This window comes from Paenibacillus sp. FSL R5-0470 (assembly GCF_037975205.1).
Taxonomy (GTDB): domain Bacteria; phylum Bacillota; class Bacilli; order Paenibacillales; family Paenibacillaceae; genus Paenibacillus_AQ.
On the sequence record NZ_CP150238.1, the window covers coordinates 1669184 to 1693140 of the forward strand.

Annotated in this window: 18 protein-coding genes; 12 read left to right on the forward strand and 6 right to left on the reverse strand. The window is 46.0% G+C overall.

Going from position 1 to position 23957, the window contains the following annotated elements; all coding sequences use genetic code 11:
- Positions 1-23: 23 nt before the first annotated feature.
- Positions 24-1676 (reverse strand): helix-turn-helix domain-containing protein, encoded by a 1653-nt coding sequence (locus tag MKY99_RS07320; RefSeq protein ID WP_339269615.1) that lies wholly within the window; start codon positions 1674-1676, stop codon positions 24-26.
- Between the two features lie 189 nt (positions 1677-1865).
- Here MKY99_RS07320 and MKY99_RS07325 point away from each other — a divergent pair, with 189 nt between their 5' ends.
- Positions 1866-2699: a metallophosphoesterase gene (locus tag MKY99_RS07325; RefSeq protein ID WP_339269617.1), complete on the forward strand. Its 834-nt coding sequence runs from the start codon at positions 1866-1868 to the stop codon at positions 2697-2699.
- A gap of 189 nt (positions 2700-2888) precedes the next feature.
- Positions 2889-4049, forward strand: coding sequence for a serine hydrolase domain-containing protein (locus MKY99_RS07330; protein WP_339269619.1), 1161 nt, complete (start codon positions 2889-2891; stop codon positions 4047-4049).
- A gap of 35 nt (positions 4050-4084) precedes the next feature.
- Here the strand turns inward: MKY99_RS07330 and MKY99_RS07335 are convergent, their stop codons facing one another.
- Complete coding sequence (locus tag MKY99_RS07335) at positions 4085-5362, reverse strand: AraC family transcriptional regulator (protein WP_339269621.1); 1278 nt, start codon at positions 5360-5362, stop codon at positions 4085-4087.
- A 111-nt stretch (positions 5363-5473) separates the two neighbouring features.
- Here MKY99_RS07335 and MKY99_RS07340 point away from each other — a divergent pair, with 111 nt between their 5' ends.
- The 4 genes from MKY99_RS07340 to MKY99_RS07355 all read left to right on the forward strand — a co-directional run bounded on the left by MKY99_RS07340 (position 5474) and on the right by MKY99_RS07355 (position 14395).
- Entirely contained in the window at positions 5474-7738 is a 2265-nt protein-coding gene (locus MKY99_RS07340) for a glycoside hydrolase family 3 C-terminal domain-containing protein (protein ID WP_339269623.1), read from the forward strand.
- A 563-nt stretch (positions 7739-8301) separates the two neighbouring features.
- On the forward strand, positions 8302-10137 hold the full coding sequence (locus MKY99_RS07345) for a glycosyltransferase (RefSeq protein ID WP_339269625.1): 1836 nt from the start codon (positions 8302-8304) through the stop codon (positions 10135-10137).
- Between the two features lie 20 nt (positions 10138-10157).
- Entirely contained in the window at positions 10158-12512 is a 2355-nt protein-coding gene (locus tag MKY99_RS07350) for an exosporium glycoprotein BclB-related protein (protein ID WP_339269627.1), read from the forward strand.
- Between the two features lie 53 nt (positions 12513-12565).
- Positions 12566-14395, forward strand: coding sequence for a fibronectin type III domain-containing protein (locus tag MKY99_RS07355; protein WP_339269629.1), 1830 nt, complete (start codon positions 12566-12568; stop codon positions 14393-14395).
- Positions 14396-14548: 153 nt separating this feature from the next.
- On the opposite strand, the gene MKY99_RS07360 is transcribed toward MKY99_RS07355, so the two are convergent.
- The gene (locus MKY99_RS07360) at positions 14549-17119 is read right to left on the reverse strand and encodes an FAD-dependent oxidoreductase (protein WP_339269631.1); all 2571 of its coding nucleotides are present in this window, start codon (positions 17117-17119) and stop codon (positions 14549-14551) included.
- A 6-nt stretch (positions 17120-17125) separates the two neighbouring features.
- Entirely contained in the window at positions 17126-17410 is a 285-nt protein-coding gene (locus MKY99_RS07365) for a metalloregulator ArsR/SmtB family transcription factor (protein WP_042185935.1), read from the reverse strand.
- A gap of 101 nt (positions 17411-17511) precedes the next feature.
- Between MKY99_RS07365 and MKY99_RS07370 the strand changes: the two genes are divergently transcribed.
- The 4 genes from MKY99_RS07370 (at position 17512) to MKY99_RS07385 (ending at position 19527) form a co-directional block, all read left to right on the forward strand.
- Positions 17512-17832, forward strand: a complete 321-nt coding sequence (locus MKY99_RS07370; protein WP_339269633.1) for a rhodanese-like domain-containing protein — start codon at positions 17512-17514, stop codon at positions 17830-17832.
- Between the two features lie 9 nt (positions 17833-17841).
- Positions 17842-18255: a rhodanese-like domain-containing protein gene (locus MKY99_RS07375; protein ID WP_339269635.1), complete on the forward strand. Its 414-nt coding sequence runs from the start codon at positions 17842-17844 to the stop codon at positions 18253-18255.
- On the forward strand, positions 18255-18617 hold the full coding sequence (locus tag MKY99_RS07380) for a rhodanese-like domain-containing protein (protein ID WP_339269637.1): 363 nt from the start codon (positions 18255-18257) through the stop codon (positions 18615-18617). Before MKY99_RS07375 ends, MKY99_RS07380 begins: the two co-directional genes overlap by 1 nt.
- 232 nt (positions 18618-18849) lie before the next feature.
- Complete coding sequence (locus MKY99_RS07385) at positions 18850-19527, forward strand: hypothetical protein (RefSeq protein ID WP_339269639.1); 678 nt, start codon at positions 18850-18852, stop codon at positions 19525-19527.
- On the opposite strand, the gene MKY99_RS07390 is transcribed toward MKY99_RS07385, so the two are convergent.
- Entirely contained in the window at positions 19519-19914 is a 396-nt protein-coding gene (locus MKY99_RS07390; RefSeq protein WP_339269641.1) for a hypothetical protein, read from the reverse strand. The two genes, MKY99_RS07385 and MKY99_RS07390, sit on opposite strands and share 9 nt — an antisense overlap.
- Positions 19915-20166: 252 nt before the next feature.
- On the opposite strand from MKY99_RS07390, the gene MKY99_RS07395 reads away from it, so the two are divergent.
- Both MKY99_RS07395 and MKY99_RS07400 read left to right on the forward strand, forming a co-directional pair.
- The gene (locus MKY99_RS07395) at positions 20167-22998 is read left to right on the forward strand and encodes a glycoside hydrolase family 3 C-terminal domain-containing protein (RefSeq protein WP_339271538.1); all 2832 of its coding nucleotides are present in this window, start codon (positions 20167-20169) and stop codon (positions 22996-22998) included.
- A 37-nt stretch (positions 22999-23035) separates the two neighbouring features.
- Positions 23036-23449, forward strand: a complete 414-nt coding sequence (locus MKY99_RS07400; protein ID WP_339269643.1) for an HIT family protein — start codon at positions 23036-23038, stop codon at positions 23447-23449.
- Positions 23450-23518: 69 nt separating this feature from the next.
- On the opposite strand, the gene MKY99_RS07405 is transcribed toward MKY99_RS07400, so the two are convergent.
- The gene (locus MKY99_RS07405; protein WP_339269645.1) at positions 23519-23854 is read right to left on the reverse strand and encodes a hypothetical protein; all 336 of its coding nucleotides are present in this window, start codon (positions 23852-23854) and stop codon (positions 23519-23521) included.
- Positions 23855-23957 lie beyond the last annotated feature (103 nt).

Consider the following 23957-nt stretch of genomic DNA (forward strand, 5'->3'; position numbering starts at 1 on the left):
TGTTGGAAAAAAGACTTGGACTATTATTTGCCTCCGAATAAAGCTACCGCTCGTCCTAGTTGTAAGCGAATCGAAGCCGGGTTATAAGGCACCCAATCATCCAGATCAAGAATATGGACTTTCTTCTGCTGCACTGCGGGAAGCTGGCTCCAATAAGGGGATTGAAAGATCGCTTCAGTATGCGCAGTAGAGCCTTTGGCATCGGGAAATACAATGACTAAAATTCGGTCTCCTGCATAATCTGCAAGATCTGAAACCCCGATCGAAATCGAATGGAACTGATCTCCCAATCTTTTTATCTCGTTGTCAATCAAGGTCGGTGCTCTAAGTCCAAGGGATTGGTACATCACATAACCTACATTCCTTGCTCCGTAAACGAGTAGCTCCTCAGGCTTGATTACCAGAATGGTGATGATATCGTTAGCTACTGTGCTGTGCTGTACTATTTCTCGGGCTTCTAGCTCTTCTTGTTCAAAATCCTTCAGCCACTGCTCCGCCCGTTCACTCCGCTGAATGGCTCGGCCGATTAGGCGTAGCTGATCTTTCCAGCCGATTTCGTTCCAAGAGATCTCCATAATAGGTGCTACAGCTCGCAGCTGCCCGGCCTTCAATCCGTATTCCTCCAGATGTTCTTTGGCCGCAATAATCAGTTCAACGTTGGCATCAATTAATAGCGATCTGATCTGTTCAGCCGAGCTATTTGTATTGATAAACTTCATCGACTGCGGTGGTTCCTGATCCGAAAGATTCAAATATTCACTGCTTTCAGAGATGGTAACCGCAGGTTCTAAGCCAAGTAACAGCAAATGGCTTGCATAAGGGGTAAGCATTACGGCAACTCGCTGGAGAGAGCTTCGGCTGTAACCAGACGGAGATGCGCCTGTCTGCAGCTTAAAACGACGACTGAGATAAAATTCATCCTTGTAGCCTACCTTTAGCGCAATTTCCCTAAGTGTGCCTGAACCGTTAAGCAAAAGCTCCTTGGCACTATGAACCCGTAGCCGCGACAGATATTCGCTCTGGCTGAAGCCTGTCACCTGCTTAAACAGCGTTGAATAATGCGAGCTGCTTACACCCGCAATGGCGGCCAAGTGCTCACGTGTTATTTTTTCGCTAAAGTGATTCTCCAGGTAAGAAATGCTCCGTTCCATCGATGGTTGCTCGTTAACTGTATATCTGGCTTCCAGCTGTTCGAGCAATTGTAGAATAATCTGATGAAAAAGCATTTGATTCTGTACATGGCGTGTTTCTCGATCTGGCAGTCGGTGAAGATACAATTCCTTGACACTGGATACAATAGTAGGCTCATAAGGAAACAACAGCATATTTGAACTCGAAGCCATTTCGCTTTTTCGTATCATCGCACCGCCAGGTATAGCCTGAGTCTGCTCTTGAATCCAGATGGTGAGCTTATAGGCATGAAGCGGCTGCTGGAGATTTGTAATTAAAGAGGCATGAGTATTAGCGGGGAGAAGGATTACGCTTCCTTCCGTAAGCTCATAAGTCAGATTATTAACCTCAAGGCTCCCTTTACCAGCGGCAACGGCCAGTAATACGGTTAGATTCTCATGAATCTGAACTCTTGGTAGATTTGAGGTCCCATACATCGATTGAATGCTGCCAGCGCTATATAAAGGAAAATGAGATTCGGCCCATTCCGGGATAACGTTATTCAAAATAAGGCCTCCGTTACTTGAATATATTTTCAAACTATAATGCTATGGATCGAACTGTATTATTGACGTCTGTGGAACTAATTATAACATCTTACCTTTTTAAAAGATTCGTCTGTCCAAGAGAAAGCATATTGGATCGAATATACATACTACCAGGTATTCTTTATCCATTTTAAAGAGGTGATTAAGATGAAAAAGCAGTTAGCCTCCGCCAAGAAGCGCAAGCTTTTCTCCAGACCTAAACCCAAATCTAATCTGATTCCTAAAGCAACAGCCCAGACTATTAACTTCGCGGTTATTGGGGACAGCCATGTCGGATATGGGAATAGCGCTAGCATTTTTAAGAATCTTTTGCCAAAGGCAGTAAGCAGCGGGAATAAGAGATTTGTTATTTTTGGAGGAGATAACACGCAAGCGGGAGCGAATCATGGAAATAATGCAAATGCTTACTACAAGGATTTTAAAGATACGGTAACAAGCACGCTGGGGAGCATCCCTTATAAAGCATCTATAGGGAATTGGGAGGCTAGTACACAGTCCTTGTTCACGCAATATTTAGGTGCAGTGGAAGGGCAAATGAATTTTCCGGGGACACAAGGTATGGTGAAGTACGTGTGGCTTAATTGTGCTATGGGGCAGTTCACTCCGGGAAGTATAAATATATTGAAAAATTTAGATGATCAGCATTTTTATATTATTGATTTTCATTGGCCTTTAAAAGTGAGCGGGATCACGGTCGATCCTAGCCATGTATTAAGCGCGGCGGAGACTGCTAAGTTTTTTGCAGCTATTCCTACGAAAGTGAGGGATAAGGTGCTAGCTATTTTCACACATCATGGACATTTGTTTTATCGAAAGCTTACTAATATATATCCAGGTTATACAAATACAAAATTCTTTGTGTGCGGATGTTCGGGTGATTATAAATGTAAGCCGAGTGGTGATCGCGGTTATTACAACGCCACATTAACCATCAATGGGACGGCATTAAATGTCGATGCTTTTAAGGTAGCGGTCACTTAGTGAAGAAGTGGATGAGGTTAAAATAAAACGCTAATTTTCGGGAGATAACCGAGATTAGCGTTTTTCTTTTATTAAGAATAGCTCATTAACCATGGAGTCACAGGTAAATAGTAAGTAAGCAGGATTATTTAACATATTTATATAATAATTTATATATGTATTGAATAAATTTATTTAGGAGGGCTACCCATGAAAGAACTATTATTTCATTCTTTAGAACAGGCGGGTGTGTCGGCTTACGGTATAGAGCGCATACGTATAGCAGCTGCACAAATGGTTGAAGACAACATCACACCGGCACAAGTTATTGTTGCTGCGAGAAAGGGGATGCTACTCGTCCATCAAGCGAACGGGAAATTCGGTCCAGAGCCAGGCGCAGCGGAATTAACTGTAGATGCTATTTATCCACTGTGTTCCATAACAAAACTGTTTACGGCAACCGCTATAATGATGTTAATGGAACAAGGGAAGATTGGTCTAAACAGACCTGTTTCCGATTACATCCCCGAATTTACAGGTGAAGGCAAAACTAAGGTATGCGTACATCACTTATTGACACATACCTCTGGCCTGGAGGGTGAGGTGATTTGGCAGAACGGACAGTTGAAAAAGGAACAAGGAGAGTACCCTCCACACGAACCTAATCAAGATCCAGATCAGCACAAGTACTTATATGGAGGTTATGATGCACCGCTTAGTAACGAACCTGGTACGGTCATGTCTTATTGCGGGTATGGCTATGAGCTGTTGGGTGAAATCATCCGGCGCGTTAGCGGACAGGCTTATGATGTATTCGTAAAGGAAACCATTTTTAAACCGCTTGGTATGGAAAATACATATTATCGTGTACCCATGGACGTGCGGGACAAAGTAGTAAGACGTGCACCAGAAGCAGCGTGCGCGGAATGGGTGGACAGCGAGTATAATTTGAATTCCGTATCTGCGGGGGGCGGCGCTTACTCGACGGCTATGGATTTGGCTGTCTTTGGCCAGATGTTTCTTAACGGTGGGATATATAACGGAGTACGATTTCTTAGTCCGGTAACCGTAAAAGAAATGACCCGCAACCAAATTCCAGGCGTATCCTCACAATATAGAGATGAGGTTTTTCCAGAAGCGTATTGGGGGTACGGATGGGCGATTAACGGCTCGAAGCGTGATGGTGGAGATTTGTTCTCTCCAGAAGCCTATTCACACTGGGGCGCGGCAGGTCCTTTCCTCTGCGTTGATCCGATTTATCAGACAGTTACGGTGCATTTATCCGTAGAGCTAGATCACCAGAAGCCATTTAAAAATATGTATGTGGATTACTTCAATAATACTGTTCTGGCAGCCATCACTGATCTTTAATCCTCTTTTTAGTTTTTTTGTCGTGTTATCTATACTTAAAGCGTGCTTTCCCAGTTTCTTCTGAATTGTTTAGGTGTGGTGCCAGTATATTTCTTAAACACTTTGGTAAAATAGCTCTGGTCATTGAAATGTAGCCTCGTAGCGATATCAGATAAGCTAATGCTCGGTAATTCGATTAATCGTTTGGCTTCTACAATCCGCTCGAATTGAATAAAATCACTGATGGTGAATCCTGTTTCCTTCTTAAATAATAGGGAGAGATAGCTTCTGTTCAATCCAGCGACTTCAGCCAGCTTATCTAAGGAGAGTTCCTCATATAAGTGATTAAAAATATAATTCTGACAGAGGGCCACGGTGCGCGAAAGTTTCGTCATCCGGCTCTCTTTGACATGGTCGGCGAAATCGCAAAGCGCATTAAGAATAGCATGATCTACAGCCGGAACATCCTTTAGTTCTTCGATATGCTGGATATGAAAGTCGCTGAGGGTATAAGAAATCTCCCAATACAGCCCTCCATCAATAGCAGCTCGTGTAGCGAGCGTAATACAGGAGATCGCCAGATTCTTTTTGTTACGTAAATGGCTCTTCTTGGAGAGTACTCCATAATTGTCTTCAGAGAAGGTTGCTTGGACACGAAGTAGCTCAGCCTTATTTCCATTTTTGATATGGTGAAATAGAGCTTTTTCCAGCATGGGTTCGTGGTGCAGCCATGTATTCTCACGTCGATAGGAAACATCCAAGTCCAGACTGCCTGCGGGAGGCTGTTTATGCTCAAGAGTTCGGGTGTCGAGTAGCAGTTCGCTAAGAGATAACGTCTTTCCGGTGACGAGCGAGTACATCAGCATAGCGGTATGGTAGAGTCTCATTTTATTTAGCACGGTCAAGCTGCGGTAGTATTTCATCCATTGCTCTTGAAGCTTTAATGGAACTTCATGGTCACGCATCAGACTTGTCATATTGTCCTCTGAAAGGTGAGTATAAAGTGTAGGACCGATCACAATGCTTCCCCCATTACTGCTGCCTGAGGGCAGATGGAGAAGGATGTAATTCTCTAGGAAGTTAGTGGTGCGGATGATCGGTATAGAGGCATTTGAGCTATCGTGGTCGGAGTTGTTCTCGCTTTTAGTAGAGTCTGCAATTTCTGAAAGAAGCTCATTGAGGTTATGAACCCACGGGGCGCTCTCTGAAGAGGTAGGCAGCGCTAGCTGGATTCTCCGATTGGCATCTAGCAGAAACACAGGAATTTGCAGCGATTCATACAACACTTTACAAATATATTGAGCTCCTTCATAACCGTCCAAATGATTCAACATTCTTTCAACCCCCTCGCCCAACCAGAATACCAAAAATACAATGATAATGCCATAAATCTAACATGAAGTAGATTAAAATGGGGATAGTATACATTCAGAGGAGGTATTTTTATGAAAACCAACATTCATGAACTCATATCACAAATGACCCTTGAGGAGAAAGCAGGACTCTGCTCAGGGCTTGATTTCTGGAATACAAAGGGCATTGAACGACTCGGAATCCCCTCTTTAATGGTAACGGACGGACCCCATGGTTTACGCAAGCAAAAAGAGAGCGCCGATCACCTCGGACTCCATAACAGTGTACCCGCGACTTGTTTTCCTTCGGCAGCAGGGATGGCTTCTTCCTGGGATCGGGAGTTAATCGGTCGTGTAGGTAAAGCACTCGGGAAAGAGTGTCAAGCAGAGAACGTTGCTGTTCTGCTCGGACCGGGAACAAATATTAAGCGCTCCCCGCTGAACGGCCGTAACTTCGAATATTTTTCGGAAGACCCTTATCTTTCTTCGGAGATGGGTGGGAATCATATCAAAGGTGTGCAAAGTGAAGGGGTAGGCACCTCGCTTAAGCATTTTGCTGCTAATAATCAGGAACACCGGAGAATGTCTGTAGATGCTGTGATTGATGAGCGGACGCTGCGGGAGATTTATCTGGCTAGCTTTGAAGGCGCAGTTAAGCAGAGTCAGCCATGGAGCGTGATGTGCTCTTACAATCGGGTAAATGGTGAATATGCCTCCGAGAGTGAATTTCTCCTGACAAAGATTCTTAGAGATGAATGGGGCTACGAGGGATTCGTCGTTTCCGACTGGGGAGCGGTTAATGAACGGGTGAAGGCTCTACAAGCAGGACTGGAGCTGGAAATGCCGTCAACCGGAGGCATTGGTGATGCCAAGATTGTCGCAGCAGTACAAAGTGGCGAGCTGTCTGAAGAAACGTTAGATCTTGCAGTGGAACGGTTACTTACCTTTGTTTTTAAGGCGGTGGAGAAGCGTAAAGATAATGCTTCATTTAATGCTGATGAGCATCACCGTCTGGCTCGTGAAGTGGCGCGGGAGAGTATGGTTCTCCTTAGAAATGAGGAAGGCATTCTGCCGCTGTCAAAGCAAGGAACGATTGCGGTCATTGGCGAGTTTGCTAGAAATCCGCGTTATCAGGGCGGGGGCAGCTCACATGTGAATCCGACGAAATTGGACGATGCTTTTGAAGAGATGAAGGCCCATGCAGGTTCTGCCGAACTGCTATATGCGCAAGGATATGAACTGAATCATGACGGGATTAATGAAGCTTTGCTACAAGAGGCACGGGATACAGCGGCAAAAGGGGATGTAGCCGTATTGTTCCTTGGACTTCCGGATAACTATGAATCAGAGGGTTATGATCGTAGTCATTTGTCGCTTCCAGAGAGCCATAAAGCGTTGATCGAAGCAGTGTCTGAGGTGCAAAGCAATATCGTTGTTGTACTCAGCAATGGTTCACCCATAGAAATGCCTTGGATTCATAAAACTAAGGGGATTCTTGAAGGTTATCTAGGCGGTCAGGCTTTTGGCGGTGCAGTGGCAGATTTACTGTTTGGAGAGGTTAGTCCAAGTGGTAAACTAGCAGAGACCTTTCCGATGAAGCTGAGCGATAATCCATCCTTTCTTAATTTCCCAGGTGAAGGGGATACGGTAGAGTACAAAGAAGGCTTGTTTGTAGGCTATCGTTATTATGATAAAAAAGAGCTTGAACCGCTGTTTCCTTTCGGCTTCGGACTAAGCTACACAGCGTTTCAATACAGCAATTTGAGAATCTCCAAGAGCAGCATAAAAGATACCGAGAACGTACAAGTTACGGCCACCGTCAAAAACACGGGTACTCGCGCAGGAAAAGAAATCGTTCAGCTCTATGTTAGCGATGTGAAGAGTAGCGTGATCCGTCCACTTAAGGAGCTTAAGGGCTTCCAGAAGATAGAGCTTCAGCCTAGGGAAGAGCAAGAGGTTTCTTTTGAACTGGATAAACGCTCCTTTGCTTATTACAACGTTAACATTGGTGATTGGCATGTGGAAAGTGGAGTCTTTGAGATTGCTATCGGTTCATCTTCGCGGGATATTCGTCTGACTGCTTCTATTGAAGTGGAATCGACTGCTCCGCTTGCATTAAGTTATCATCGCAACAGTACCGTTGGTGATTTGCTGGACAATCCACGCACGGCAGATAAAGTGAAGAAGTTCAGCAGTATTTTTGGCATGGAAGGTGCGATGGATGATAATCCGGAAATGTTCATGGCGATGATGAAATATATGCCGCTACGGGCGCTGGTTGGTTTCGGTCAAGGGAAATACACAGAAGAAGATTTAGCCAAGGATCTGCAAGAATTTAATGCTTTGGCTGTAGAGTAGGAGATCAGTTCGAAGAAGTTCGAAAAATATTTCAAGCCATGGTTATCGAGAAAGGGTTATTTTCCAAAAGCGGGTTAGAACAATCGTTGGTTTAAGATCAAATATGAAGTGGAATTTGAGGGAGTGATCCTCAACGTTCTCCAAATAACGTTATTTTATGACAAAGGCTACCCTTAGAGGTAGCTTTTTTGGTGTTCGGAGGATTGGATTAATGATCCTACATTCTCTCGTTCATCTCACTCTAAATCATAAAAATTCCATTAAATAACATATTGTCATATGACAAAAGTGATGACAACGTACACTATTTAAATGCTCTATTTTTATATATATTGTTGGAATGACATGTGCAAGATGCTGGTAGTGGTATGAAAAAGATGAGATAATCGATAATTTTCTTGATGTATAGGCGAGTAGTAAATAGCAACTTTAGTTGTCTTGATTGCACCATGGATAGAATGGTAGATTTATGTAAATTGTCGAATGTAGTAGGAAATAAGCGTTGATATTGGCATGGCATCAGGAGTTAACCATATCTGGAAGCGATCTACAACTAAATAATAATGGATGGTACAAAGCGAATGAATATTAGCATTATATTGTTGGCTCAGCACTTTAACTTAACCGTACAATGTCTGGATCGAATTAAGCAATATACGTCTATATCCTATGAACTGATTGTTGTCTCGGATAACCAATCTGCCGAAGTGTCGAATTTTCTCACATATGAATACGGCGTTCATGTCATTCATAGCAGGGGCATAGGGGTTGCAGCGGCATTTAATCTGGGCGCGGTGTCATCTTCGGGTGATCGTCTTGTATTTATCCGCGATCAGATCATGGTAAATGAGGGATGGCTAGAGCAGTTGTCGGGCTGTCTGGACCATCACCCGAATGCTGCGATCGTGGGTCCGAGGATGAATGACGTTAGTGGCGGCCAAAGGATTCCGATTGTTTATCAGAACATGGAGCAACTCTATCAGTCGGCATCGATGCTTGCCATCGGGAAATCGATGTCTTGGACCCGGGTTCCTAGGCTTGTCAGTTTGCTAATGATGATGCCGCGTCACTATTTTGAGCAGATCGGGTCCTTCGATGAGAGGTTTGAGGTCGAATCCTATGAGGATGACGATCTGTGTTACCGCGCGTTATCTATGAATCTGGATATTTACATAGCCGAAGGATGCGTAGTTTTCCGGAAGGAGTCTCCTTCAGTAAATCCCAATGATCCCGATTGGTACAATAACCGATTAATTTTGAATCGTGCTAAGGCCATAAGCAAGTGGGGATTCGATTTAACTTCGTCCTTGCATAGCGGCACACGGAAGATCACGGTCAGCCTATGCATGATCGTGAAGAATGAAGAACACACCTTAGGACGTTGTTTATCCAGCGTGCGGGAGCTAGTCGATGAGATTATTATTGTCGATACGGGTTCGAGTGATGGAACGAAAGCGCTTGCGGCTTCTTATGGAGCTCAGGTTTATGATTTCGAGTGGGTGAACGATTTCTCCAAGGCAAGGAATTATGCCTTCAGTCTCGCCACTCAAGAGTATCTCCTGTGGCTGGATGCGGACGATTATCTGCAGTCAGAGGATGCAGAGGCTCTTCGGTCCATTGTATCCGGATTACCCTGGGATATCGATGCCGTATCGATGCATTATTATCTCGAACATGATAAGGACGGAAACGTAACTTCGAGCTTGAGGCGGAATCGTCTGGTTAGAAGAAGTTGTGGCTTCCGTTGGATTGGAATTGTTCATGAGTACCTGGAGGTCACAGGCAATGTGTTCTATGCCGAGTTAGGCATAACGCATGATCGGAAGCATACGCAGTCTTCGCGCAATCTTCTCATTTATGAGGGGATGCTGGAAGCGCAGACGAGCTTCACTCCGCGGGATATATTTTACTATGCTAACGAGTTATACGACCACGGCCAATGGCAGCGAGCGATAGAGCAATACGATGCCTTCATTGCAATGACGAATGGCTGGATGGAGGACAAGCTGTTCGCTAGCCGACGTGCCGCAGATGCGTTGTCACAATTAGGCCGGTTTCAAGAAGCTAAGCTTAAAGTACTTCAAGCCTTTGCATTGTCGCCTCCCCGAGCAGAAGCCTGTTGCCAATTAGGGTCTTATGAGCTGATCGAACAACGGTTCGAGAATGCTGCTTTTTGGTATAAGCTCGCCACGGAAGTACCTAAGCCGACTGAACCTAACGCTAGAGTAGAAGTTCCGTCATGGACGTGGCTGCCGCATTTACAATTATGCGTTTGTTATGATCGCTTAGGACAATACGAACAAGCTCACTATCACAATGAGATAGCTGGGGGCTATGTACCGGAGTATCCGAGCGTTATGGCAAATCGCGATTATTTGAAGCAATACATAACTTTATAAACTCGAGGGGGACTTAGGTAATGGCAAGACTAAAGAGGACGAAGGCAAGTAGTAAGAAGAGTGGCAAGCAGTTAGCTTACAAGAGCTCGATGGCGTTTATTCTGATGAGTCAATTGATTGCGCCATTGAGTCCTGCTTATAGCGGTATTCTACCACGGGCTAGTGCAGCAGCTTATAGCGATGTTAATACTACCTCTTGGGCGTACCAGTATATTACCAAAGCCTCCGCGCTTGGGGTAATTGAAGGAGATGGTTCCGGCAACTTCAGCCCGAACCGTCCAGTCACGAATCAGGAAGCGGTTGTTATGGTGCTCAGGTTCATGGGATATGAGCAGCCTAAGGCAAATGGCGGAAGCCTGCCCTTCACCGTGGATTCATGGGCTACTGTATGGATACAGCAAGCCATTGACATCGGCCTCGTGATTCCAAGCGAGGAAGTGAGACTCAACACCGTCATCTGGGGAAAAGAGCAAGCAAGTCGAGAGTGGATAACACGTCTAATTATTCGTGCGGCAGGCAAGGAATCCGAGGCTACCGAGTTTAAGGATAGCAACATTGGTTTTTCGGATGCGTCAGACGCGTCGGACTGGGCAGCAGGCTACATTAATGCCGCAGTTAACCGCAATGTCATATCTGGCTTCCCTAATAATACTTTCAAGCCTAAGCAGACGGCTACTCGCGCCGAGTTTGCCGCTATCTTATCTAAGACGGAAATATTTGCGAGCACAGTATCCGATCGGATTATCCATGGCTCTGTCGTCTCGATGTCCAAAAACTCGATCGAAGTGTTAAGCAGTACTGGTCAGACGGAGAAGTTCGAAATCAATAGCAATTCTGTTTTGTTCGGAGACAATGGCAAGGGCGTGTTCCCTACGGGGTCTTTGGTGACGCTCATTTATAATGGAGGAATGGCTTCCTTCATTGAAGTATTGGGAATGGGGGCAGTAGGCCAGACAGGTTCGAAAGGTGAAAAAGGTGATAGGGGAGACACGGGCGCAACTGGCGCAGCAGGTCAAAACGGGTCCTCTGGCTCCAGTGGACCGCAAGGCGCCACTGGAGCAACCGGCGCCACTGGGGCTAACGGAGCGACTGGGGCTGTCGGAGCGACTGGAGCTAACGGAGCGACTGGGGCTGTCGGAGCGACTGGAGCTAACGGAGCGACTGGGACTGTCGGAGCGACCGGAGCAGTCGGAGCGACTGGGGCAGTCGGAGCGACTGGGGCAGTCGGAGCGACAGGAGCAGTTGGAGCGACAGGAGCAACCGGGGCGACTGGAGCTAACGGAGCGACTGGGGCTGTCGGAGCAACTGGAGCAACCGGAGCGGTTGGCGCAGTCGGAGCGACTGGAGCAGTCGGAGCGACTGGGGCAGTCGGGGCTAACGGAGCGACTGGAGCAGTCGGAGCGACTGGGGCAGTTGGAGCGACCGGGGCGACTGGAGCAGTCGGAGCGACTGGAGCAGTCGGAGCGACTGGAGCAGTCGGCGCAACTGGAGCTAACGGAGCGGCTGGAGCAGTCGGAGCGACTGGAGCAGTCGGAGCAACTGGCGCAACTGGAATTGGTTTAGATGGAATCGTTCCGTTCAATTCAACGAGTTCCTATCATGCAGGTCAAGTCGTTACTTATTTGGGAAGTATCTACATCGTTACGATAAACAACCCATCCGGAGTACCCTCTGATTTAAATAACGACTATACCCTACTTGTTTCTAAAGGTGAAACCGGAGCAACCGGCGCACAGGGAGTCCAAGGAATTCAAGGGGTAACCGGGGCAACCGGATCTACGGGCGCACAGGGAATTCAAGGAGTTCAAGGGGTAACTGGAGCAACCGGGGCATCTGGCGCATCAACAATAATTCCATTCTCTTCAGGCGCACCAATTACCATAACGACAGCCCTCGGGGGATTAACCAACAGAGTGGCGATGCTCGGATTTGGCAGTTCATACTCAGGAGCTAGTATAGTAGGTGGAAAAATAGATTTAACTAGAAGTAATGGATCTGATCCTACAAAAGATCCATACAACCAAGCGTTTATCATTCCACGTAATGGTACGATTACATCAATCTATACTTCCTTCAGCACAACTGAAGCAATGTCTTTAATCGGCACGACCTTAAACGTTTCAGCACAATTATTTAAAGCGGATAGTAACAGCAACATTTTTACTCCTATTAGTGGTGCAGTAGTATCCTTGGCGCCTAGTTTGACAGGAATAATATCTGTCGGATCTATTAGTACCGGATCAATTACAGGGTTAAATGCGGCTGTTCAGGCTGGCGATCGCTTAATGTTAGTAGTGGTCCCTACGATAACTTCGGGTATAGACTCGATAACTACACTAACAGGTTATGCGAGCGCCGGAATTGAGATTAAGTAATGCAAGATTTGGGGTTGGAACCATCCATTTTGTTTGATAGGAAGTGATTAAATATGGCAAGGAAGCTAGTTTCGATAAAAAGATTGAGCTTACTGTTGGTGTTAGTTCTTATATTTCCATTCGTCATTCAATTTCCGTCTGTGGGGTATGCAAAGGGACGTTCATACGAACAGGTAAAGCTGCTGGCTGCACCGGCGAATCTGGCAGTTAGCGGCACAACCTCCACAAGCATCGGCCTTACCTGGGATGCCGTAGTGGGAAGCTCTGACTCCGATGTGAGTTATAAGGTAAGTCTAGTGGAGCAGACTAATTCTAGCGTGGCCGATGTGGTCTACAACTTCGATTCAGGCGGATTAACGGAGTATACGGTGAAGGGATTAGCTTCCGAACGGAGCTATACATTTACGGTCCAAGCGATAAATTTATCCGGACCTATGTCCAAAACAAGCCTCCCTTTAATTGCAAGTACGCTTCCAGCGGAACCACAACCTCCGACAACGGAGGAAGAGGAACTTCCTTTAGCCGATCAAGAACCGCCGAGTACACCCGAGTTAAGTCTTATCGGTCGCACATCGGGTAGTATTAGCTTGGCATGGAGTTCATCCGAGGATAATGTCGGAGTTGCGGAGTATGTTCTATATCAGGACTCCGATCAGTTGGCAGAAGTAACAGTAAGCACAACAGTCTACACGGCCATCAACTTAAAGGCTGGACAGGAGTACATCTTTTTAGTACAAGCTATAGACCAATCGGGGAACAAATCGGCTTTTAGCAACGAGTTGAAGGTTCGTACACTTGATGATGTAAGTGATGTTGGCCCGATTATGAGCATGGGCAACGGGAATTCCTTCCATACATTGACTGTACAGCCGGAGGGTACCGTATGGGCTTGGGGCAATAATAGGAAAGGTCAGCTGGGTGATAGCACGACCATTGCTCGTAATAAGCCTGTGCGGATCGTTGGTTTGCCGGAGATAAGCGCCGCATCCGTTGGACAAGACCATTCTATCGCACTCGCGACGGACGGAACGGTTTGGACATGGGGAGGCAATAGTGTGGGCCAACTGGGTAATGGTACGTTGGAGTCCCAGCTTGTGCCGCAGCAAGTGCCTGGATTGGCGCGTGTCGTAGCGGTTCAAGCGGGTGAGCAGCATTCGTTGGCGTTATTGTCCGATGGAACGGTGTGGGCGTGGGGACTTAACGCATATGGGCAGCTTGGAGATGGGACCACCGAGGATAGCGCATTACCGGTGCAGGTTGCAGGCTTGGAGTCTATCGTATCGATCTCGGCCGGAGCCTTTCATAATCTAGCAGTTAGCCGCGATGGTCAGGTTTACGCCTGGGGGTTCAATGCGTATGGTCAGCTCGGTGATAACACAAAGACCGACCACGCGACTCCCATGCAGGTTGCTGAATTAAGCGGCGTTGCGTCCGTATCAGCTGGCTTCTATCACAGCATGGCAGTGAAAAAGAACGGAACCGTGTGGAGCTGGGGAACGAACGTCAAGGGGGTTTTGGGTGATGGGACTACCGAAGATCATTATACACCCGTTCAAGCGGTGGATCTTGGTTCAGTGATCAGCGTATCCGCTGGCGCCTTGCATAGCATAGCGCTGAAGAGCGACGGAACCGTATGGATATGGGGAGCGAACAACGAGGGACAGCTTGGTGGTGGAGCTGAGTCGGAGCGTTCCATCGCGTCTAAGCTCAATCTTGGCAGTCGCATCGTCATTATTAGTGCAGGTTATATGAGCAGCGGTGCGGTTAGCGAGGAGGGAGCCTTGCTGACTTGGGGATATAATGGGTTAGCCCAGCTTGGCGATGGCACTTTTACTAATATCATAGATCCGGTTGCAATTTCACTTGTAGAAGAAACTAATTAAATTTGAAGAATAGGGAATTGTATGCCTAAGCGGCTGTGAATTCCCTGTTTTTGTATGTGAGTCAAAGGAGATTGGCCCAAATGCCTCTGCATTTGGCTAAAAAAAGAGACTCTTCTATATAAATAGAGGAGTCTCTTTGCAGTGTTAAGGTATTTAGATAAATAGATTATGACTAGATTGATCGGCTTGACCGAGGTAATATCCTACGCCGCCGATTCCCACGCCGTCAATCAGTTCTTCACGGGTGATGCCCATAAGATCCATGGACATTTGGCAGGCAACGATCTCGACGCCTTGGTCGACAGCCATTTGAATCAATTCTTCCAAAGAAGAGACATTATTGTTCTTCATTACAGAGCGGATCATTTTGGAGCCCATGCCCATCATGTTCATATTCGAAAGTGTTAGCTTCCGACTGCCGCGTGGCATCATCGCTCCGAACATTTTACCGATAATATTCTTGTTCACAGGCACTTTCTCATCCTTGCGGATAATATTGAGACCCCAGAAGGTAAAGAACATCGTCACTTTTTTGCCGCTGGAGGCAGCTCCGTTGGCAATGATGAAGGAAGCGATCGCTTTATCCAGATCACCGCTGAATACCACCATCGTACTTGCATTACTAGTTTGGACAGGCTGTGCTCCTGCTGGTACGGAATCCGCGGTAATGCCTTTGCGCAGATAAGCTTCAATCATGCCAGTAGGCAGCTTCGTTAATTGCAAAAGCGTGTGCTTCGACATGCGAGCCCATGCCTTAATATCTTCATAGAATCCCGGATCGGAAGCTGTTACCTTTAAGACTTGCCCGTCCAAGAGCGGGTCCATGCTCATCTTGACTTGGATCAGCGGCCCAGGGCAGCATAGTCCGCAAGCATCAAGCACGGAATCAGGTGTTAGATCCGACTCTTGTTTGGCAGGGGCGGATACAGATGCGCTGGAGTTGGCTGCGAAAGCTGTAGCGTTGGTATTGGCTGCAGCTGAAGCAGTATCAGTTCCCGCCGGTGCTCCCGTTGCTGCGATTTCTTTACGGGCTGTTGCTGAAATACTTGCGTTTGGCGTCAGACTATCTTTTTTTTTAGGTGAATATTTATTCAGTTGATATGTCTTATAGCCTCCGGTCAGGTTCTTCACACGGAAACCTTTTTGCTGCAAAATCCGAGAAGCTGTGTAGCCTCTAAGTCCAACTTGGCAATACACCCAAATTTCTTTACTAGGGTCAAGCTCGGCTAGACGACCACGCAGATCATCTACTGGAATGTTAATGGAGCCTTCAATATGACCGTTGGCATGCTCGATTTCCGAACGTACGTCAACTAAAATGGTATTGTTGTTGTCACGACCTTCTAAATCCTTAGGAACGAATACTGTAGTCATGCCTTTCAAAATATTTTCAGCAGCAAAACCAGCCATATTCACTGGATCTTTAGCGGAAGAATAAGGAGGGGCATAAGATAGCTCCAACTCAGTCAAATCAGTGACCGTACCTCTAAAACGAATAACTGTAGCGATATCGTCGATACGTTTATCTACACCACTATACCCCACGGCTTGTGCACCGAGCACCGTACCTTTTGGATCAAAGATCAGCTTCATTGATATTGGAGTTGCCCCCGGATAATAAGTTGCATGAGAGCTTGGATGAACATAAATCACGTGATACGGTAAGCCCAAACGCTGTAATGTTTTTTCGTTATTGCCGGTAGAAGCACCAGTCACACCAAATACTTTAATGATAGAAGTCCCTTGAGAACCTTTGTAGGTAGTGCCTAGACCACTGACGTTGTCCGCAGCAATCCGTCCTTGCTTATTGGCAGGACCAGCTAGTGGAATAGCAGTTTTAGTTCCGTTCACGAAATCAACCACCTCGACCGCGTCACCTACTGCATAGACCTGATCCAAATTTGTCTCCATACGCTCGTTGACCAAGATATGGCCGCGTGGACCAAACTCTAAGCCACTATCCTTCAGGAAAGAGGTATCCGGCGAAACGCCTATAGCCAACAGAACCATATCACTTTGAAGCACAGTGCCACTTGCCAACTGAACCTCTATTTGTTCACCCACTTCTGCAAACCCCTGGACCATATCGGAAAAAATAAGATTAACGCCATGCTCGTCGAGCTCTTTTGCCAAAATAGAAGACATTTCAGTATCGAACGGAGCTAAGATTTGTGGACCCGCCTCGATCAAGCTTACTTCCAGACCTGCTTCTCTGAGGTTCTCCGCCATCTCAACACCGATAAACCCACCACCGATCACAACGGCGGAACGAGTGCCTTCGGCTGCGACTTTGGTTTTGATTTTGTCGGTGTCGGGAATGTTGCGCAGCATGTGAATTTTGGAACTCTCGATACCAGGTAGATTCGGACGAATCGGTTTAGCGCCGGGTGATAAAATAAGCGCATCATAGCTCTCTTCATAGGAGCCTTTTTCTATACTTTCTACTCTTACTTTCTTGTTCACAGGGTCGATAGACACCACTTCACTTTGAATCCGAACATCGATGTTAAAACGTTTATACATCGCCTCTGGTGTCTGAACCAGCAGCTTGGAGCGATCCTGAATGGAACCTCCGATATAATAAGGCAGTCCGCAATTGGCAAAAGAAATGTACGGATCACGTTCAAACATGATGATATGAGCCTCTTCATCTAATCTCCGAAGTCTGGCGGCCGCTGATGCGCCTCCTGCAACTCCTCCGACAATCAGTACTTTTTTACTCATGATGATTTATTCCTCCCCTAAAAATAGCTGAATTAGATGTTTGATTTTCTCGTCTTTAACAGAATAGTTAATTTCCAGTCCATTACGTTCGGTTTCGACAATGCCTAGAGCTCTAAGCTTCTGCAAATGCTGGGATACCGTAGATTGTGGAAGGTCGAGACAGTCCTGCATGAAGCTAACGTTGCAGCTGCCTTTTTCAAGCAGACCTTTAATGATGCATAAGCGAACGGGATGAGCGATAGCCTTTAAGGTTTCGGCGGTTTGATTATAGGCTTTGAAATTTTTGTCCATGGTTATGAACTCCTCGCTTTACAATATCCTTATATCGTAATATTATGATATAGTGATATGAAAATCAAGTTATTTTTAAAAAAGAGAAGGAGAGATGCTCGATGTCTTTTAAAATTCCAAAGGAAATTACCCCTCAGCAAGTGGCGGAACGTCTGAAGAATGGAGAGGCTCCTATGCTGCTAGATGTACGCGAACCCGCCGAATGGGTGGAGGGACATGTGATCGGTGCGAAGCATATTCCGCTTGGGCAGCTGTTGATGCGTATAGATGAACTAGATCCTAATGGAGAGATGATTGTAATGTGCTTAAGTGGTGGTCGAAGCGGATTGGCTTGTGAGCTGCTGAGCGAAAAGGGTTATAACGTTGTGAACATGACGGGTGGATTAAGCGCTTGGACGGATGATTTTTTGGTACGGGGGTAATAGATGAACATGATGTTTAGGATCCTACTGAGTATAGTAATTGCTTTTAGTATAGTAAGGTTCTTACGTTCCGCTTGGCCAGTCCGTTCACTCTCCTATGTAGAAGCCCGTGACGTTCGCGAATTAGCAGATCAATCACTGGACATGAAAATGCTCGATGTTAGAGATGCCGTAGATTATGAGAAGGATAGTATCCGTGGCTCGATAAATATATCGATCGGGCGGTTAGCCTATGTCTGGCAGCACTGTCTATCTCCGGGCGATTCTGTTCTAATCCTTGCTGATAGTTACTATAAAAGAAACAAAGCTGCGAGAATTCTGTATAAGCAGGGCTTTCGAAAGTTATATGCGGTAAATGGTGATTTTTTAGGAAGTAAAAGAACACTCTCCGACATTTCGGTGAAAGGTTGTTGTGAAGGATAATGGATTTAAGCTCATTAATGTCCCGTCTCGGATTTGGTAAAAGCGCAAGTGTAAGTGTAAGAACGTTGAAGGTGGCAGAGTTTCGGAGCGAAATGGAGCAATCCCAAAATAGGCTGCTGATCGATGTCCGCGAACCGGATGAATACAAGAGTGGATTTATTCCGGGGGCGAAAAACATCCCGCTGTCTCAGTTGGAAAATCGGCTCGGTGAGATCCCTAAGGATCGGGATGTGTTGCTCTACTGCCGCAGCGGTATGCGAAGCAAAAGTGCAGCGCGGATTCTGAGTAAGCAGGGGTATACTCGGCTTGCACATTTGCAGGGCGGGGTAAGTAGCTGGGATGGGAAGTTGAGTCGACGGTAACTGAACTAATTCTAACAGCGCTAACTTAAGCTGGCCTTGCTTTAACGCAACGTACTTAAACCAACTAGCTTTTTTGATGGATTAGTTAAATTTTGCTGGATCTAGCATTGAATGTAGAGTGTTTATTGACAGCATCAGAAAGCGAATACTATACTTTTGAGTAATAGGACGAAGCACGTCCCGTACCCATATTGGGTGCGGGATTTTTTTATGCCAAGGAGGAGGGTGACGTATGGGATTTACGGAGGAGCATCGTAAGTGGGTAGAGGATCATATTAGTAGAAGAACGGGAGAACGGCGGGGGAGATTGGAGCGTGGACATGGCCATGGTGAGCGGATGTTTTTGGAGAAGGTATGGTGGCCTATGATGGGGAATTTCAATGACCTTCATCCTGAATATGAAGTATTGGATTGGCGTAGCAAGCCCTACTTTGTTGATTTTGTGTGGAAGCCTGGCCAGGTTAAGTTTGCGTTTGAAGTTAAAGGCTACGGCCCACATGTGCAAAGTACAGACCGAACGCGCTACAGGCAGGAGCTGAATCGAGAGACCTATCTGCAAATCGCAGGTTATCGGGTAGTGGCGATTCCTTATGATGATCTGGGTGCGAGTCCTGAACTTACGATTACTTTGTTAAGACCATTGCTGATGCCTTACCTCGCTGTGAAGATGGAGGAGCAGGGGGAGTTTAGCCGACTGGAGTGTGATATTTTGCGGATTGCGGTTCGCAGAAATGGGTGCATTCGTCCGGTTGATTTGGTGAGGGAGCTTGGGATTGATAAGCGTACGGCTCGAAAAGGACTGAGTGCTCTCAGCGAAAAAGGAAAGTTTTCCCCCATAGTTTCTCAGGAGAGCGGTAGAGTCTGCAAATATGAATATATCCATTCCTTAAAGGATATTCAGTTATGGTAAGGCAATTAAAATACCCCAGATGCGACCTAAAAGGCTGGAATTGAGCAAAAGAGGGGTAGAAATACCCCAGATCCGACCCAAAAGGCTGGAATTGAGCGAAAGAGGGGTAAAAATACCCCAGATACCGCCCAAAAGGCTGGAATTGAGCAAAAGAGGGGTAAAAATACCCCAGATGCGACCTAAAAGGCTGGAATTGAGCAAAAGAGGGGTAGAAATACCCCAGATCCGACCCAAAAGGTTGGATTTGAGCGAAAGAGGGGTAAAAATACCCCAGATCCGACCCAAAAGGCTGGAAATGAGCAAACGAGGGGTAGAAATACCCCAGATGCGACCCAAGAGGCTGGAATTGAGCAAAAGAGGGGTAAAAATACCCCAGATCCGACCCAAAAGGCTGGAATTTAGCGAAAGAGGGCCGAGAACGCCCCGTTATCATCCGCATCACTTCACCAAGGGAGACGGGCGAGCGAAGCACCCCATAAATCTCTAATTTTGACCTGATTTTCACTTAGATTGTTAAGGTGTTAATTATCGAGCTAATCTTCTATGATTATGTTGATAGACCAGATTTGTGTTAGACACAGACAACTACCTTGAGAACATATGAAACCGCTATCAACTTGAATCGAAGGAGCGATTATGATGGAAACAGTGACATCTAAATATCCATTTCAACAGATTGATTTACCCTTAAATGACCGAGCGCAGGATTTGATCTCCAGATTAACGCTTGATGAAAAAGTAAGTCTGATCCCTCAGTATCAAGCGGCTATAGAGCGTTTGGGCGTTGGAGCCTATAAGCATGGTACAGAAGCGGCGCACGGAATTTCCTGGCTTGGAAAAGCGACCTCTTTTCCTCAGCCAAGCGGACTGGCTTGTACTTGGAACCCAGAGCTAATGAAGGAAATCGGCTCGGCCATTGGAGATGAAGCAAGAGCATTTTACAAAAAGAATCCAACGGTGAATGGCCTGACGTTATGGGCACCAACGGTGGATATGGAGCGTGACCCACGTTGGGGTAGAACGGAAGAAGCCTACGGTGAAGATCCAGAGTTAACTGGACAACTCAGCACATCACTTGTGCAAGGAATCCAAGGCGATCACCCGGTCTATTTGAAAGCGGTCGCAACGCTTAAACACTTCCTAGGGAACAACAACGAAATCGAACGCGGAAATTGTTCCGCCAGCATTGATCCAAGAAATATGCGTGAGTATTATCTGGAAGCATTTAAGCCTGCTTTTCAAGAAGGTGGCGCGCAGTCTATGATGACAGCCTATAACTCGGTGAATGGCGTGCCTGTTATTCTTCATCCGGCAGTCATGGATGTTGTCAAAGGCGAGTGGGACATGGACGGTTTTATCGTAAGTGATGCTGGTGATCTTTTTGGGATTGTGAAGGATCATAAGTATTATGAATCTTTTGCACAGTCGATGGCGGAATCTATCAAAAACGGAATTGACAGCGTAACAGAAGAAACTGAAGAGACGATCAAGGTTCTTCATGAAGCACTAGACCAAGGCCTACTATCAGAGGAAGATCTGGATCGTGCACTAACTAACACATTTAGAGTTCGTTTCCGTCTGGGAGAGTTTGACCCCGCTGAAGGTAATCCATACACAGCAATCGACGATTCCGTAATTCTTAGCAAAAAACATGCCGCGCTTTCCTTGGAAGCTGCCAAACAATCCATTGTGCTGCTGAAGAATGATCAGGCAACATTGCCACTGAGCAAGACTGAATTAAACAAAGTGGCGATTATTGGTCCACTTGGCGATGAAGCTTTCAGAGACTGGTATTCCGGCACATTACCTTATGGAGTGACTCCACTGCAAGGTGTTAGTAAGAAACTGCCTGGTAAACAAGTTACTTTTGAGAGCGGCGCAGATCAAATCATTCTTACCTCAGCTGCATACGGCCAAGCCATTGGAATCACGGGTGAGGACGGAAGGCTGGCTGTACAACATGACATAGCAGAGCACGGAGAATTGTTCCAACATACCGCTTGGGGCTGGACTAACAATACTCTGAAGGCGACAAGTCGTGGACAGTATGTAACTTTAAGCGAAGCGGAGACACTTACAGCATCTGCTGATGAAATCTACGGGTGGTTTGTAAAAGAATCCCTGAACATCGTCCCGGAAGCTGAGGGTAAAGTCTCTTTGCGGACTTGGAATGACAAATTGATCTCTGTGAATGCTGAGGATGGCACGCTGCAGGTTGCAGATCAGGACGCAAGTGCGGACGCTCGTCTTTTCAAAAAGAACATCGTTACAAACGGACTGGACGCTGCGGTAGAAGCTGCCAAAGTAGCTGAGGTAGCAGTGGTTTTTGTCGGTAATCATCCACTTCTTAACGGAAAAGAAGAAATCGACAGACCTGATATTGTACTTCCGGAAGAGCAGGAACGTTTGGTCAAAGCAGTCTATGAAGCGAATCCGAATACAGTGGTAGTTATTGTCGGCAGTTATCCGATTTCTTCCACTTGGATTGACGAGAATATCCCGGCAATATTGTATACATCCCACAGTGGACAAGAGCTTGGTAATGCGATTGCAGAAGTGTTGTTCGGAGATTACAGTCCTTCTGGCAAGCTGAATATGACTTGGTTCCGTTCTGTGGAGCAGCTGCCTGAGCTGATGGATTATGATATTATCAAAGGTAAAAGAACCTATATGTACTTTGACGGTAAGCCATTGTATCCTTTTGGTCACGGCCTAAGTTATGCTGAAGTGAATTACAAGAATCTAAATTTGAGCACAAAGGAACTGCAGCAAGACGATACGCTTAACATTTCCGTTCAAGTGGATAATACTGGAGCAGTCGATGGGGACGAGGTTGTTCAGTTATATGTGCAAGCTTTGGATTCCCGGGTCAAACGTCCGATTAAACAGCTGAAGGATTTTGAAAAAGTGAGCATCGCCGCAGGTCAATCGAATACTATAGAGTTTGCATTACCAGTTACAGAGTTAGCATTCTGGGATGTTACACGCGAACAATATTGCGTCGAAAATGGAGAATACGCAATTCTGATCGGCCGTTCTTCTGCTGATATTAAATTATCTTCAGTAGTAACGGTGAAAGGGGACATCATTCCTTCCCGTAATTTATATAACAACACCAAAGCAGAGAACTATGATGACTACGAAGGCGTATATCTGGACGAATGCAAAGCAGGCGGGGCTTCGGTACATCCGGTAAAAGAGGGCGCTTGGATCGCTTTTAATGACGTATTGTTCGATCATGGAGCAGTAGCAATTGAAGCTCTGGTCTCCTCTGCAAAAGGTGGCAGCATTGAGATCAGAACCGGAAGCGCAGCTGGGAAACTGGTTGGAACCGTGACCGTCCCTTCTGGTGGAGTTCTGCAACAGTGGAGCACATTGAAAGACGAAGTATCCGTGGAGACGGGTACTAGGGATGTTTATGTAGTTTTTAACGGTGAGGTGCTTATCAGCCGGTTTCAATTTAATCAATAATAGAGATGACCTTTGATTATGGGATGGAGTGTGCTATATGGAGTGTTTGGGATGTCGGATTGCTAACGGAATTGAGCCTAACGTAAAAGTAGTAAATGAGAATGAATTTATTACTTGTGTGCTAGATATCGCTCCGTTTAACGAAGGACATCTCCTGATCCTTCCTAAAAAGCATTATTGGGATCTCGAAGACATCGACTCAGAGACTTCCTATGCGATAATGGACGGGGCGAAGAGGTTGTCAGTTGTTCTGAAGACTTTGTTCGAACCAGATGGTATAAGCATTTGCCAAAATGGAGGGAAGTTTAACGACCTGACCCATTACCATATGCACCTCATCCCTAGATACGAAGGAGACGGATTTGTTTGGAGTGAACCACTACACCCGCACGGTGCTGAGAATTTTTTAAGTCACACGCAAGCAAAGATTATTGGTGTTTTAAAAAAGTAATAAACATAAAAAGGGCATTCCTGAAGCAATATCAGGGATGCCCTTTTCCTTTTGTTATAGAGTAACGCTCTAATCACATCCGCCACCGCCGCCAGCATCTCCGCCACCGAAATCTCCCCCGCTGCTGTGCCCGCTATCTCCGCCCCAGCTATGACCGCTGTCATGTCCAGAATGGTGATTGGAGTCGCTCCCGTGATGGTGTTGATGGTGATGTTGGTGATTAGAATGATTCGGGTTATTTGGATCCATCAGATGTGGATGACTAGCTGCCATAAAAGACATGCTGGCGGCGTCATCTCGTCTATTTCTCTCAAATCTGTTACTGTTCGAGTTTGAACCATTACTAACTATGGACTGTATGATTATAAATATAACGACTCCAATAAACAGTATCCCAAAGACCATTAGATCGCCCTCCTAGTTGTTCATTATAAGCTGTATTCTCTTAAATTGTACCATAATATTGAATAAATGGATTGTGAAAAAGAATATAAGCGGCTAACTGTTT